The organism is Kitasatospora sp. NPDC053308 (assembly GCF_055585785.1).
Genome location: NZ_JBVJJY010000009.1, coordinates 18340 through 32775, shown reverse-complemented (window position 1 = coordinate 32775; position 14436 = coordinate 18340). Strand labels below are relative to the sequence as shown.

13 protein-coding genes are annotated in these 14436 nt (G+C 71.0%); 7 read left to right on the top strand and 6 right to left on the bottom strand.

Going from position 1 to position 14436, the window contains the following annotated elements:
* Window positions 1–70: 70 nt before the first annotated feature.
* Window positions 71–958 carry a LysR family transcriptional regulator gene (locus ACZ6Y7_RS21030; RefSeq protein WP_465759424.1) on the top strand — a complete coding sequence of 296 codons (888 nt, stop codon included), beginning with the start codon at window positions 71–73 and terminating at the stop codon, window positions 956–958.
* 131 nt (window positions 959–1089) lie between these two features.
* On the opposite strand, the gene dnaE is transcribed toward ACZ6Y7_RS21030, so the two are convergent.
* From dnaE to ACZ6Y7_RS21010, 4 genes are all read right to left on the bottom strand, one after another.
* A complete protein-coding gene (gene dnaE, locus ACZ6Y7_RS21025) occupies window positions 1090–4623 on the bottom strand; it encodes a DNA polymerase III subunit alpha (protein ID WP_465759423.1) in 3534 nt (1177 codons plus the stop codon).
* Window positions 4624–4804: 181 nt separating this feature from the next.
* Window positions 4805–5878, bottom strand: a complete 1074-nt coding sequence (locus ACZ6Y7_RS21020) for a hypothetical protein (protein ID WP_465759422.1) — start codon at window positions 5876–5878, stop codon at window positions 4805–4807.
* A 169-nt stretch (window positions 5879–6047) separates the two neighbouring features.
* A complete protein-coding gene (locus ACZ6Y7_RS21015; protein WP_465759421.1) occupies window positions 6048–6296 on the bottom strand; it encodes a hypothetical protein in 249 nt (82 codons plus the stop codon).
* Window positions 6293–6661 (bottom strand): ATP-binding protein, encoded by a 369-nt coding sequence (locus ACZ6Y7_RS21010; RefSeq protein WP_465759420.1) that lies wholly within the window; start codon window positions 6659–6661, stop codon window positions 6293–6295. The genes ACZ6Y7_RS21015 and ACZ6Y7_RS21010 overlap by 4 nt, the downstream gene beginning before the upstream one ends.
* A gap of 244 nt (window positions 6662–6905) precedes the next feature.
* On the opposite strand from ACZ6Y7_RS21010, the gene ACZ6Y7_RS21005 reads away from it, so the two are divergent.
* The 5 genes from ACZ6Y7_RS21005 to ACZ6Y7_RS20985 all read left to right on the top strand — a co-directional run bounded on the left by ACZ6Y7_RS21005 (window position 6906) and on the right by ACZ6Y7_RS20985 (window position 11186).
* The gene (locus ACZ6Y7_RS21005; protein ID WP_465759419.1) at window positions 6906–7754 is read left to right on the top strand and encodes a helix-turn-helix domain-containing protein; all 849 of its coding nucleotides are present in this window, start codon (window positions 6906–6908) and stop codon (window positions 7752–7754) included.
* 11 nt (window positions 7755–7765) lie between these two features.
* A complete protein-coding gene (locus ACZ6Y7_RS21000) occupies window positions 7766–7957 on the top strand; it encodes a DUF397 domain-containing protein (protein ID WP_465759418.1) in 192 nt (63 codons plus the stop codon).
* A 71-nt stretch (window positions 7958–8028) separates the two neighbouring features.
* Entirely contained in the window at window positions 8029–9297 is a 1269-nt protein-coding gene (locus ACZ6Y7_RS20995) for an MFS transporter (RefSeq protein ID WP_465759417.1), read from the top strand.
* Between the two features lie 352 nt (window positions 9298–9649).
* Window positions 9650–10180: a peptidoglycan-binding domain-containing protein gene (locus ACZ6Y7_RS20990; RefSeq protein ID WP_465759416.1), complete on the top strand. Its 531-nt coding sequence runs from the start codon at window positions 9650–9652 to the stop codon at window positions 10178–10180.
* Window positions 10181–10580: 400 nt separating this feature from the next.
* On the top strand, window positions 10581–11186 hold the full coding sequence (locus ACZ6Y7_RS20985) for a DUF2199 domain-containing protein (protein WP_465759415.1): 606 nt from the start codon (window positions 10581–10583) through the stop codon (window positions 11184–11186).
* A gap of 38 nt (window positions 11187–11224) precedes the next feature.
* Here ACZ6Y7_RS20985 and ACZ6Y7_RS20980 read toward each other — a convergent pair whose 3' ends face one another.
* Complete coding sequence (locus tag ACZ6Y7_RS20980) at window positions 11225–11659, bottom strand: SMI1/KNR4 family protein (RefSeq protein WP_465759414.1); 435 nt, start codon at window positions 11657–11659, stop codon at window positions 11225–11227.
* Between the two features lie 116 nt (window positions 11660–11775).
* The gene (locus ACZ6Y7_RS20975; RefSeq protein ID WP_465759413.1) at window positions 11776–12972 is read right to left on the bottom strand and encodes a GyrI-like domain-containing protein; all 1197 of its coding nucleotides are present in this window, start codon (window positions 12970–12972) and stop codon (window positions 11776–11778) included.
* 621 nt (window positions 12973–13593) lie between these two features.
* Between ACZ6Y7_RS20975 and ACZ6Y7_RS20970 the strand changes: the two genes are divergently transcribed.
* Window positions 13594–14376: a VOC family protein gene (locus ACZ6Y7_RS20970; protein WP_465759412.1), complete on the top strand. Its 783-nt coding sequence runs from the start codon at window positions 13594–13596 to the stop codon at window positions 14374–14376.
* Window positions 14377–14436: the final 60 nt, after the last annotated feature.

The following is a 14436-nucleotide window of genomic DNA, read 5'->3' as shown; positions in this document are numbered from 1 at the left end:
CACTTTTCCGACGCTTCTCGTAAGCTGAGCCGATGCTCGACCGGCGCGGGGTGGCGACTAGCCTGGGCCGATGCTCGACGTCCGACGCCTGCGCCTGCTGCGCGAACTCGCCCACCTCGGCACCATCGCGGCCGTCGCCGAGGCGCTGTCCTTCAGCCCTTCGGCGGTGTCCCAGCAGCTGTCCGTCCTGGAGAAGGAGGCGGGCGTCCCCCTGCTGGAACGCACCGGCCGCCGGGTCGCCCTGACCCCGGCCGGGCGCAACCTCGTCCGGCACGCCGAGTCGGTGCTCGCCCTGCTGGAACAGGCGGGCGCCGAACTCGCGCACGCCAAGCGGGGGTTGGCCGGTCCGCTGCGGATCGGCACCTACCCCTCGGCGGCCCGGGCGATCATCCCGGCGGTGCTCGGCGAGCTCGCCGCCTGGCACCCGGGGCTGGAGCCGATGGTCACCGAGGTGGACCCTGCGGTCGTCGGCGCCGCCCTGCGCGCGGGCGAACTGGACGTGGCGCTGGTGCACGAGTACGACCTCGTCCCGACCGACGCCGAACCCGGCCTCGCCGTGACCCGCCCGGTCTTCACCGAGCCCATGTACCTGGCCGCCCGCACGCCGGGCACCGTCGCCGAGCAGCGCGGCGCCCCGTGGATCATGTCCCCGCCCGGCACCCTCTGCCACACCATGGCCCTGCGCGCCTGCGAGGCGGCCGGCTTCGCCCCGCGGATCCGCCACCAGATCGACGACTTCACCACCGTGCTCGCCCTGGTCGCCGCCGGGCAGGGCGTCGCCCTCGTCCCCCACCTCGGCACCGCCCAGCCGCCGCCCGGCGTCGTCCTCACCCGCCTGCCCATGTACCGCCGCACCCGCGCCGCCTTCCGCGCCGGCGCCGGCTCCCACCCGGCCATCTCCGCCTTCGTCTCGGCCCTCCACACCGCCGTTCCCCCGGGCCTCGGCACCGGCTCCTGACCCCACGCGGGCCGCCCGCCCCGGCCAGGGGCCCCCGCGCTGGCTCCCCCCCTCCTCCGAACAGAAGTTCCCCGCGCCCACGAGGGGCACGGGGAACCGCGCGGTGGAGGACCGCTACCCGTGCCCGGCCGTCACCCCGCCAGGCAACTCGGCCCGAGCAGCTGCTTCAGATCCCCGAACAGTGCCGGATCCGACTTCACCCGGTGCCGGTCCAGCCTCAGCACCGTCGTCTTGGTGTGTCCTTCCAGCCGGAGCCGGACCTCCGTCGTGCCCTTGTGGTGGGTCAGCACCTCGCCGAGCCGCGCCACCAGCGGCGGCGTGACCTTCCCGCTGGGGATGTTGATGGTGATCGGCGCCTCGGCGTGCGCGTTGGACAGGTCGGGGACGGACAGCTCCATCCCCATCAGCCGCGGCACGTCCTCCCGCTTGTCGAGCTTGCCCCGCACGAACACCACCGCGTCCTCGACGAGTTGCGAGGACACCAGCTGGTAGCTGGCCGGGAAGAACATGCAGTCGATCGAGCCCGCCAGGTCCTCGACGGTGGCGATGGCCCACGCGTTGCCCTGCTTGGTCATCTTCCGCTGGAGGCCCGAGATGATGCCGCCGATGGTGACGATCGTCCCGTCCGGCCGGTCCGCGAGGTCGGCGACCGCGCAGTCGGCCTTGTCGGCGAGCACGTGCTCGATGCCGTGCAGCGGGTGGGAGGAGACGTACAGGCCGAGCATCTCCCGCTCCTGGGCGAGCAGGAAGGACTTCTCCCACTCCTCCTCGGAGAAGACGACGTCGAGCCCGAAGCTGGGTTCGTCGGCGGTCGCGTCGCCGCCGAAGAGGTCGAACTGCCCCTCGGCCTCCTTCCTCTTCACCCCCACCACGTTGTCGATCATCGGCTCGAACTGCGCGCTGAGCCCCTTGCGGGTGTGGCCGAGCGAGTCGAAGGCGCCGGCCTTGATCAGCGATTCGACGGTCCGCTTGTTGCAGACCACCGACTCCACCTTGTCCAGGAAGTCGGGGAAGGAGGAGAACTTCCCCTTGGCCTTCCGGGTGCGGATCATCGACTCGACGACCGGTCCGCCGACGTTGCGGATGGCGGTGAGCCCGAAGCGCACGGTGTCGTCACCGTGCGGGGTGAAGTCCGAGTCCGACTCGTTGACGTCCGGCGGGAGGACGTTGATGCCCATCTTGCGGCACTCGTTGAGGTAGACCGCCGACTTGTCCTTGTCGTCCTTGACGGACGTGAGCAGGCCGGACATGTACTCGGCCGGGTAGTTGGCCTTGAGGTAGGCCGTCCAGTACGAGACCAGCCCGTACCCGGCGGTGTGCGCTTTGTTGAACGCGTAGCCGGAGAAGGGGACGAGGACGTCCCACACGGCCTGGATGGCCTCGTCGGAGTAGCCGCGCTCGCGGCAGCCCTTCTGGAAGGGGACGAACTCCGCCTCCAGGATCTCCTTCTTCTTCTTGCCCATGGCGCGGCGCAGCAGGTCTGCCTGGCCGAGCGAGTAGCCGGCCAGGATCTGCGCGGCCTTCTGGACCTGCTCCTGGTAGACGATCAGGCCGTAGGTGGGCCGGAGCACCTCCTCCAGGGGCTTCTCCAGCTCCGGGTGGATGGGGGTGATCTCCTGCTGCCCGTTCTTGCGCAGCGCGTAGTTGGTGTGCGAGTTGACGCCCATCGGGCCGGGTCGGTAGAGCGCCAGGACCGCGGAGATGTCTTCGAAGTTGTCGGGCTTCATCAGGCGCAGCAGCGAGCGCATCGGCCCGCCGTCGAGCTGGAAGACGCCGAGCGTGTCACCGCGCGCCAGCAGTTCGTAGGTCGGCTTGTCGTCGAGGGGCAGATCAAGCAGGTTGATCTTGATGCCCTTGTTCTTCTCGATCGCCTTGACGGCGTCGTCCATGATCGTCAGGTTGCGCAGGCCGAGGAAGTCCATCTTGAGGAGGCCGAGGCCTTCACAAGTCGGGTAGTCGAACTGCGTGATGGTGACGCCGTCGGTGTGCCGGGTCCAGACCGGGATGTGGTCGGTCAGCGGCTCGGCGGACATGATGACGCCGGCGGCGTGCACGCCGGGCTGGCGGATCAGGCCCTCGATGCCGCGCGCGGTGTCGATGACCTTCTTGACGTCCGGGTCGGTCTCGTACAGGTTGCGGATCTCGCCGGCCTCGCTGTAGCGCGGGTGCGAGGGGTCGGTGATGCCGGAGAGCGGGATGCCCTTGCCCATGACGTCCGGCGGCATCGCCTTGGTGATGCGGTCGCCCATCGCGTAGGGGTAGCCGAGGACCCGGGAGGAGTCCTTGATGGCGGCCTTCGCCTTGATGGTGCCGTACGTGACGATCATGGCGACCTTGTCGGATCCCCACTTCTCCGTCACGTAGCGGATCACGTCACCGCGCCGGCGCTCGTCGAAGTCGATGTCGACATCGGGCATGGAGATGCGCTCGGGGTTGAGGAAGCGCTCGAAGATCAGGCCGTGCGGGATGGGGTCGAGGTCGGTGATGCCCATCGCGTACGCGACCAGCGAGCCGGCCGCGGAGCCACGGCCGGGGCCGACCGCGATGCCCTGGCTCTTGGCCCACATGATGAAGTCGGCGACCACGAGGAAGTACGCCGGGAACCCCATCTGGATGATGGTGTCCATCTCGTACTCGGCGAGCTTCCGGTGCTCCTCGTCGTACCCGTTCGGGAAGCGCCAGTCCATGCCCTCCCAGACCTTGGACCGGAAGAAGTCCGCCTCGGACTCGAAGCCCTCCGGGATGGGGAAGCGGGGCATGAGGTTCTTGAACTTGAACATGCCCTCGGTGTCGACGCGGGAGGCGACGAGGAGCTGGCTGTTGCGGCAGCCCTCCTGCCAGGCGTCCGAGGAGTCCAGCGCGTACATCTCGGCGGCGGACTTGATGTAGTAGCCGGTGCCGTCGAAGCGGAAGCGGTCCGGGTCGGAGAGGTTCTTGCCGGTCTGGACGCAGAGCAGCAGGTCGTGGGCGCCGGCGTCGGCCTCGGTCGTGTAGTGCGAGTCGTTGGTGACGACCGGGGGGATGCCCAGCTTCTTGCTGATCTCCAGCAGCCCGTCGCGGACCCGCTTCTCGATCTCCAGGCCGTGGTCCATCAGCTCCAGGAAGTAGTTCTCCTTGCCGAAGATGTCCTGGTAGTCGGCGGCGGACTTGAGGGCCTCGTCGAACTGGCCGAGGCGCAGGCGGGTCTGCACCTCGCCGGAGGGGCAGCCGGTGGTGGCCATCAGGCCGCCGGAGAGCTCGGAGATCAGCTCCTTGTCCATCCGGGGCCACTTGACCAGCCAGCCCTCGGCGTAGGAGCGCGAGGTCAGCTTGAAGAGGTTGTGCAGGCCCTCCTTGTTCCGGGCCCAGATGGTCTTGTGGGTGTACGCGCCGGACGCGGAGACGTCGTCCTTCTTCTGGTGCGGCTGGCCCCACAGGATGCGCTTGGTGTTGGAGCGGGACTCGGGCGCGACGTACGCCTCGATGCCGATCACGGGGGTGATGCCGGCCTCGGTGGCCTGCTTGTGGAACTCGGCGGCGCCGTACATGTTGCCGTGGTCGGTCATCGCCACGTGGGTCTGACCGAGGCGCTCGACCTCCTTGAACATCTGCTTCAGCCGGGCGGCACCGTCCAGCATCGAGTACTCGGTGTGGACGTGCAGATGCGCGAACGGCTGGTCGCTCAAGGCGGGGCCTCCGGAGGCTCTGGTGCTGGTCTGGTGGGCCGGCGAACGTGCAGGTCACGGGGGAGATGCCCGGAAATGGATGTGGCCCGGAGCACCTCACGGGGTCCGGACCATCACTTACACGTTCACGCGTCCACTCTAGCCCCCTCGAACACCTTCGCCGCCCGACGGGGAGGGCCTCCTAGGTCAGCCCGGCGAGTCGCGCGGCGGCGGCCTCGCGGACCTCCGGCTCCTCGATCGGATCGTCCCGGAGGGAGGCCAGCCGGTCCCGCACCTGGGGGCGGTCGGGGGCGTGCCGGACGCCCAGCAGGCGGGCCTCGGCCTCGCAGTCCCAGAGCGATTCGGTGGAGGCTTGCTCCGTCCCGGCGGAGCCGAGGGCGATCAGGGCGTCCAGGTAGGCGGGGCGCTCGTAGGAGTGCGGGGTCTGCAGCCAGAAGCGGCGCAGCAGGGAGACGGCGTCGGCGGCCTTCGGGCCGAACCGGGCGAGGCCGCGGGCCAGGAACACCGGGCCGCACCAGGTGCGGTCCGCCCAGTCCCGTTCCAGCTCGGCGATCAGCGCGGGGATGTCCTGCTCCTCGCCGTACTCGGCCAGGACCCTCAGCCCCTCCCAGGTCAGCCAGCGGGTGCCCGAGGCGGCCCAGTCGCGGGCGGCGGGCATGGCGAGCCGGCCGAGCTCGCGGATCACGCCGGGCAGCCCCGGCAGGGGGTACTGGCCGTCGGCTGTCCCGAGCGAGGGGACCAGCGGGACGAGTCCGGGCTCGGGCTCCCGGTCGTGGAGGACGCTCAGGGCGTGGCTCTTACGGCGCTCGGACTCCCCGGGGTCGGCCAGCAGGGACAGGAGCGAGCTGCCCGGCAGCTCGGCCAGCGGATCGGGCGCGCCGGGTGTGGGGCCCGGGTCCGGGTACTGCGGGTACTCCGCTGCCGGAAGCGACCGCAGAGCCTCCCGGGCCTCGGCGGAGCCGCAGGGGGCCAGCAGATGCAGGACCTCGGCCGCTCGGCCCCGGGCGTCCTCGTCGGCGGCCGAGAGCAGTTCGATCACCGGACCGAGGGGCAGCTTCAGGTCTCGGAGGAGACGGGTGAGGTAGAGGTGGCGCTCGTCCACGGTCGTGTCCCACCGCCACTCCCAGCGGATGCAGCCGTAGACGAGGTCGGCGGCGGCGGCCGGGTCCTCGGCGGCCATCAGGGCGCCCAGGCCTCGGCCGCGCTGCAGGAGGCCGGGGAGGGTGTTCGCCGGGGCGTAGTGGTCGTTCCGCATGGGGTCCATCGTGCCGCAGCCCCCGGCGCGCGGTCGGCGGCGGGGGCGGGCGCCGGCGGGGTCTGCGGTCAGGCTTCCTCGTCGGGCGGGGTCGCGCGGAGGGCGGTGACGACGCCCAGGGCGACGGTCGCCAGGGCGAGGGCGAGGAGGACGACGAAGGCCGTCCCGATCAGGAATCGCACGGAGGCTCGCGGTCGAGGTCGAGGAGCAGGGTGAGGAGGTTGAGGAGGGTGGAGGCGGGGGCGGTGTTGAAGCGGACCAGGACGCGGCCGTCGATGGTCTTGTCGGTAGAGGCGGAGGGCCAGATCAGGCCGAACTTGCGGCCGCGCTCCTGGACTTCGGCGAGGAGGGTGCGGATGTGCTGGTCGGTGAAGTGCTTGATCCGGGGGTCGGTCGGCAGCATGGGCTGGCGCTTCACGCGGCACCGTCCAGCTCGAACCAGACCGACTTGCCGAGAGCCTGGGGGTCGACACCCCACCGGTGCGTGAGCCCTTCGACGAGTCGCAGGCCGCGGCCGCACTCGGAGAACGGCTCGGGGGTCTGCGGGACGGGCACGACCGGGCTGCCGTCGGTGACGGAGACGCGGAGCGAGCCGTCGACGGAGATGATCTGGACGATCGGCGCGGGGGTCGCGCCGTGTCGGGAGGCGTTGACGAGGAGTTCGCACAGGGCGAGTTGGGCGTCGAAGATCTCGGAGGGGCTGTAGCCGACCCGGGCCATCGCGTCGCGGAGGGACTGCCGGGCGATGGCGATGACGAGCAAGGGCGTGTCGAGGTGACGCATGGGGAGTTCTCCCGAGGCGTGGTTGACGGAGGGACCGGCGGAACAGATGTCGCCGTGAGCCAGGCCAGGCGAAATGGGCATGGCTGCTCTGCGGTGCTTGCTAGCAGGCGTTACTGACGATCCGTCGGATCGATGTGACATCGACCATAGCGCACAGACTACTTAATTTTAGGTTGCTCCCTCGAAGTTCCCTCTCCCGAGGGACAGATGGCCCCATTGAGCGCTGGCGAGGCAGACTGACTCCATGCCTGGTCGCCAGAACCCAACCCTTCGCCAGCGCCGCCTGGGCGCCGAGCTACGGAAGATGCGCGAACGAGCCGGCCTCGGTGGCAGTCAGCTCGCCCGTGCGCTCGGAGTGAGTGCTGCTCAGATCACGCAAATGGAGAACGGAAAGACCAGCGTCAACGTGGACCGACTCCGGTCCTTCGCAGCAGCCTGCAAGTGCTTGAACCCGCCCTTGATCGAGGCGCTGGAAGCCATGACCCGGGACCGTTCCAAGGGTTGGTGGGAGGAGTACCGAGGCACTGTCCCGGACGGCGTTCTTGAGAACGCGGAGTTCGAGAAGACCTCCCGCGAACTCATGCTGTGGCTTCTCACACACATGCCTGGTCCCTCCCAAACGCTCAACTACGCGTCGGCCGTCTTCGGCCGTGTCTTCCCACCGCTGCCTCGGCACGAGCTGGAGGCACGCACCGCGTTCAGGATGGAGCGCAAAGCCGATCTGCGGCGAAATCCGAAGCCAGTCACCTACTTCATCTACGAGTCAGTGCTGTGGACGCGGTTCGGCGGCACGCCGGTCCTCAAGGAGCAGCTCGCTGCCCTCCTCGAAGACTCCGAGTTGCCCTGGATGACCATTCGCGTCGTACCGTTCGACATCGAGACCTTCCCCGGGCCCGCCGAGAACCTCACATACGCTTTCGGTGCGGTCCCTGAACTGGACACCGTGGAGCGGGAGTCCTCCCACGGCCCCGAATACCTCGATGCCGTCAGCGAGCTGACCAGCTACCGAGCAATCTTCGAACGCACCGAAGCGTCAGCGCTGAGCGAGGATGACTCTCGCGACTTGATTCGCAAGATCGCGCGAAACCTGTGAAAGGGCCCATCATGACCGACTCCGACTGGCAGAAGTCCTCCTTCAGCGGCAACGTCGAGAACTGTGTGGAGGTTCGCACGGTGGGCGGCACAGTCGAGCTCCGCGAGTCCGACGAGGGCGAAACCATCCTCCACACCACCCCCGCCGCCCTCGCCGCCCTCCTCCACGCCATCAAAGCCGGCGAATTCGACCACCACGCCTGACACTTCCCGCCCCCTCGCCCTCCCCGGGCGAGGGGGCGTTCACGAAGGACCCCCCTGTTAGCCTGATCGGCATGCTGAGGCGGGGGTCCAGACACCACACATCCAGCGGGTCGACGTCCGGCGGCCCGCAGCGGGCGCTGATCATCGCGAGTTTCGTCAACCGGGTGGGCAACGGCCTCTTCAACACCGCCTCCATCCTCTACTTCACGCTCGTGGTGCACCTGCCTGCCACCCAGGTCGGCGCGGGCCTGACCATCGCCGGCCTCTGCGGCTTGGCCGCCGGGATCCCGGCCGGGAACCTCGCCGACCGCCACGGCCCCCGCACCGTGTGGCTCTTCGCCCTCGCCCTCCAGGCCCTCACCATGGCGGCCTTCGTCCTCATCGACGGCTGGCTCGCCTTCACCCTCGTCGCCACCCTGGACCGACTCGCCGCCACCGCCGCCAACGCCTCCGGCGGCGCCCTCATCGCCAGGGTCGCCGACGAACGCGCGGCCGCCTTCCGCGCCAAGCTGCGGACCTTCGTCAACCTCGGTGTCGTCGTGGGAACTCTGGGCGCGGCCTTCGCCGTCCAGATCAACACCCGCGCCGCCTACACCACCCTGATCCTCGCCAACGCCGCCAGCTTCGCCGGTGCCGCCGTGGTCGCGCTCCTCGGGGTTCCGAACTACCGGCCCCTCCCCCGCCCCAAGGAACACCGCCGGTGGTCGGTCCTCACCGACCGCCCGTACGTGTCCTTCGTCGCGCTCTACAGCGCCATGGGCCTCCAGTACCAGACCGTCTCCCTCCTTCTCCCGATCTGGCTGAGCGCCCACACCGACGCCCCGCGCTGGACCGTCGCAGCCGTCTACGCGGTCAACAGCGGCGTCTGCGTCCTGCTCCAGAGCCGACTCGGCTCCAAGGTCGAGACCCCCACCCAGGGCGGCCGAGCCCTCCGCCGCGCGGGATTCCTCTTCCTCCTCAGCTGCCCCCTGATGGCACTGACCGCCGACGTCCCCGCCTGGGTGGCACCGGTGCTCGCCGTCCTCGCCGTGTGCGTCCACAGCATCGGAGAGGTCTGGGAGTCCTCGGGCGGCTACGCCCTCGGCTTCGGTCTGGCGCCCGTCCACGCGCAGGGCCAGTACCAGGGCCTCCTCGGCATCGGCTTCGACGCCGGTGGGGCCCTCGCCCCACTCGTCCTGACCGGCGTCGTCCTCACCCTCGGCCACCCGGGCTGGCTCCTCCTCGGCGTCTTCTTCGCCGCTCTGGGAGCAGCCGCCCCTCCCCTCGCCGCCTGGGCCGACCGCACCCGCCGCCCCGAACCCGTCAGCGCCCCCTCCCCCCTGGCCGAAGCCGACCACTGACGACCCGCGGCGGCACACGCAGCCTGAGACGTCTCCACGTTCACCTCCACCGCCGTCCCACATCCCAGCTCATCGGCATGAGACGCCTTCGCCGACCCTGGGACTCGTGTGAGACGGCGTCAGCTACACGCCGTCTGCTGCTTACCTTGTGGCGAGCCAGGAAGCCCGTTCGTGGCGCCGACGGACCCGGAGGCCGCCATCGCGGCGGCACCGCCGCCTTCCGCCACTTTCGGCACCGTCACCCAATGGACCGTCAAGTAGGCAGCGGCGCCGAGCACATGGCGAACGATCGATAGCTCCCGGCTGCCACGGCACACGAACCACTCACATCACACACGGGGAGACGAGAACCATGGACAACAAGGTCACCCGCACGGCCCGCCACTGCGCCCGGGCGTTCGCCGCGGCGGCGCTGGCGTTCGGCGCGCTCGCCACCAGCACGGTGGGCGCCCACGCCAGCACTTCGACGGGCTTCGTCGACACCAGCTGGGGCGACTACAGCAACGACTGGGCCGACGAGGGCCTGATCTCCACCACCCAGCACTCCCACAGCGGCGCCGCCGGCCTGTGGCAGCTGGTCCTGTGGCAGGACGGCTACCTCTCCGAGGTCGACGTCGACTGCCAGTTCGGCCCGAGGACCCAGGCCGCGACCAAGGCCTGGCAGGCCCACTACCTCGGCGCCTCCGAGGCCGACGGCGTCGTCGGCCCGAAGACCTTCGGTGAGGCCAGCCGGCACCTCAACTCCACCGACAACGGCTTCAGCATCCAGTACCGCTGGAAGTACCTCGGCCGCGACCGGAACACGGGCCGCTACTTCTTCGACACCGAGTACACCCACGGCTTCGTCAACGCCGACTACAACAGCGCCACCAACTGCCGCTGAGCGGAGGACCGGCAGAGACGGCCGCCCGGCCGGGGGTTTCCCGGCCGGGCGGCCGTCCGCCGTCCCCGACCTGCTCCGCCTCTCGGGCGCGACACGATCCGAGCCCCTGGACAATCCCGGACCAGCCCGCGGGCGGGCTCACGGTCCCGCCTCAGCCCACCCCGCTCGACCGGCTGCCGCACGACCGTCCTCAGCTGCTCGGGTGCCGTCCTCCGCGGGTCGCCGAGGGAGATCCCGTGGTGGTGGTCCGACGGCCGCGGGCCCTCGGTCTCCGGGAAGACCTGGTGCGGCTTCTCCGTCACCGGATTCCCACGCCGTCCCCTCCTCGCGCGACCTCCGCCGGAGGCTCCCGAGGACGTCCCTGGCGCTAGGCGGCCGGTGTGTGGTTGAGTCTCCGACCATGGCTTGGTGGCGAGGCAGGAACAAGGGCCCCGGGGCGGGCAGCGCGCCCTCTCCGTCCGTACCCACGTGTACGTGCTGCGACGGCGCCCTGGATCCGGGCGATCCCCGGTTCAACGTGTCCCTGCCGGATCCGGTGGCCAGGATGTCGGCCTACCAGCAGCAGACGCACATCCGGTTCCTGTCCGACTTCATGGTCGCCACCGACAACCTCGGTCCCTTCACCCGCGCACTGCTGCCGGTCCCCCTGACCGACGGGCGGGTGGCGACCTTCGGTGTGTGGGTCTCGATCGACTGGGAGACGTACCGCTACATCTCCGAACTGGGCCGCGACGGCAGCGACGAGGAGTACGCGACCATGCGGTTCGACGGTCTCCTCGCCAACGCCCTGGAGCCGTGGGGGCGCAGGATCCTGCGCGCCGAGGTGTCCGCCGCGATACCCGACTCCCCGATCGACCGCCCGGCGCCACACATCGTCAGCAGTGCCCACCCCACCGTGGCGGGACTGCTGGGCGGGGCATGGCCGCCCCGGAAGGTGCTCACGGGTTCCCGCGCCTGGGCCTTGGAGTACGACGCCGACGCGCCGCGGGTCCCCCATCTCCACTGAGGCCGCATCCCGGTCGTCCCGACCACCGACAGCGGGTCTCAGCAGTACCAGTCGTCCCCACCCTGGGCGAGCGACCTCCTGAGGTAGTCCCCCAGGTCGTTCGCCACCCAACGCCGGCTGTCGCTCTCGTGCTCCCACACGAAGATGTCCGGCCGCTCCGGCGTCCGGACGAACGCGAACCGGTCGCCCCCGCCGTTGTCGCCGAAGAACAGCAGGGCGTCGAACGGCATGTACAGCTGCGCGAACGAGGCGTCCGTCCGGAACAGCAGGTTCTGCTCGACGATCCGCTCGACGGACCACACCGTGTCCACACCGCTGCGCCCGACGATCCCGTCCGTCTCCGCCAGCAGCGCCCTCAGCTCGCCGGGCAGCTCGTCCCCGAGCCGCCGCGCCGCCTCGGCCACCACCGCTTCCTCGGCCGGTTCCCTGAACCCGCTCCCCGGGAACACCCCGAGCACCGCATCTCGCCACATGGCCCGTCAGCCTGACGCCCCTGCTCAGCGTCACCACCGCGCCGCCGCCGCGCCGCCGCCCGCGCACAGGAAGTCGGCCTGTCCGACGTCCCGCGGCGCGGGCTCACGGTCCCGGCTCAGCCGACCCGCTCGACCGGCTGCCGCACCACCGTCCTCAGCTTCTCGGGCGCCGTCCTCCGCGGGTCGCCGAGGTAGATCTCGTGGTGGTGGCCCGACGGCCGCAGGCCCTCGGCCTCCAGGAAGACCTGGTGCAGCTCCTCCATCAGCGGGGTCTCGTCCTCGTAGGGCCCGATGTGCAGCACCTGGGCGCTCAGACCCTCCGTCAGCGTGAGCCGCCGCACCTGCGCCACCGCCGGGAGCTTCTTCTTCGCCGACGCCGTCCGCTTCGCCTCCTCGATCGCCTCCTGCGTGATCCAGTCCGGCATGCTGATGAGCGCGGTCCAGTTCCAGGAGTCCTTCTCCCGCGTGGTGAAGACCTCCGGCCGGTCCGACCACCACAGGGCTTCCAGCGGGCCGACGACGAAGTCGCCGCCGTCCGCGCCGCCCTTGCTCGCGAACTTCACCGTGTACGCGACCGCGTAGAGCGCCTCCACGGCCGCCGCGTACGCGGGCGCGGTGTTGGGGTCCCCCGTGCCGTCGATCCCGATGTACTGCTGCTCGGGAACCTCCACCAGGTTCCACCCGGTGTTCTTGGGGGCGTAGAACGGCTTCTTCTCCCGCTTCACGTCGTACGGTGCCACGGTCGTGCTCCTCCCCGGTCGGCGGGCGTCGTCGAGCGAAGCCCGGTACCGGGCCAACCAGGCCTGCTCGGCCTCCAGTTGGCCCGTGCTGTAGTCGAAGATGGCGCTCACGAACCCAGGAGTGCCCGCCCCGGCCGCCCCCGCGGCGGCGGCCGCCCGGCGCACCTCCTCGGCGCGCTCGGCCAGCGCCCGCGCCCGCCGGTCGAGGGCGGCGAGCAGTTCCTCGGGCTCGACGGCCGGCTGGTTGGCCAGTCCGACCAGGACGCGCGGGAACAGCGGGTGCGGCACGGCGATCGCCTCGACGGCCGCCGCCGCGCAGGCCGCGCGCCCGGCGTCGGTCGCGGCGTACACCTTGCGCGCCTTGCCTTCCCCCGGCGGCGATCCCGCGGGCTGGTCGATCAGGCCGCGCCGGCGGAGCTTGGTGAGCAGGTAGTAGATCGAGCTGAACCCGATCTCCGTCCACTCCCGCATGCCGCGCTCGGCGATCACCTTCTCCAGCTCGTACCCGTGCCGGGGTTGCTCCACGAGCAGTCCCAGCAGCGTCAGTTCGGCGGCGGTCAGCCCTGCGTCCATGCACGTATCCTAGCGCTAGAATAGCCGACCGCATCACGCCCCGGGCAGCCGTGGCCCCTCACGCCCACCGGCGCGAGGGGCCACGGAACGGACGGCTCCCCGCCCTCAGTCCTCGCAGCCCAGCACCGCCGTGTGGTTGCCCGTGCCGGCCGTACCCTGCCCGACACCCGCGGCCGCCTGCGGCCGTGACTCGAAACCGCCCCGGGCCGCGAGGGCCTGCCCCGCTCCTCCCAGCTGGACGACAACGGCGATGACGGCGACAGCGAACCGTCGGCCGCTTCCCGTCTTCCTTCTTCCGGACGTCATGGCGTGGCGCCTCCCGTGGCGAGCGGCCGGCGCGCGGCGCCGGCTCAGGGGTCTGGTGGTGCCACGAAGAAGGGTTGGCCATCGAACCGTCACCGGCCGTCACCCTCGCGGGGCGGGCACGGGCCTGCCGCTCGAACGGCCGCACCCGGACGACCGCCCGGAGCGCGCCCCGACCGGCCGGCGCAGCCCCGCCCCCCGCGCCCACCAGGCCCGGAGGCCGGTCGGGGCTCGCCGCCGACGGCGGCGTGTCGAGTGGCGCCACGACGCCGGCGGCGAAATCGTGACCGGCAGCAAACCCCACCAGAAAGGGCCAAAATGCCCGAGGTCACCACCCCGTACGCGACCGGCACCCCCTGCTGGGTCGACCTGATGGCGAAGGACCAGCAGGCCGCGCTGGACTTCTACCGCGACCTGCTCGGCTGGCAGGGCAAGCCCGGCCCGGCCGAGTTCGGCGGCTACGCCGTCTGCGAGCTCAACGGCAAGGCCGTGGCCGGCATCGGCCCGACGATGGCCCCCGAGGGCCAGCCGGAGCCGCCGACCGTCTGGACCAGCTACCTGGCCTCCAGCGACGCCCGGGCCACCCAGGACGCGATCGTCGCCGCCGGCGGCACGCTGCTCGTCCCGGCCATGGACGTGGGCGCCCTGGGCCGGATGCTGGTCGCCGCCGACCCGCAGGGCGCCGTGTTCGGCGTCTGGCAGCCGGGCGAGTTCTTCGGCGCGCAGGTGGTCAACGAGGCCGGCGCGCTGACCTGGAACGAGCTGCACACCAGCGACATCCAGGGGGCCGCCGCCTTCTACGGCGAGGCGTTCGGCATCGAGATCGAGCCGCTGGACGGCGCGGACGCCTACTGGGAGGTCCGGGTCGGCGGCCGGGCGGTCGGCGGCGCCACCCTGCTCGCCAACGACCCGCCCGGCACCCCGGCGCACTGGCTGACCTACTTCGCGGTCGACGACGTCGACTCCACCGCGGACGCCCTCATCAAGCGGGGCGGCACCGTCCTCGCCCCGCCCTTCGACATGATGGCGGGCCGGATGACCGTCGTCGCCGACCCCCAGGGCGCCCCCTTCGCCATGATCAGGCCCCAGCCCATGGCGTGACCCGAGCCGTACCCGAGCCGACCGCCCCGCCCGCCCGGACCCTCCGGGCGGGCGGTTCGC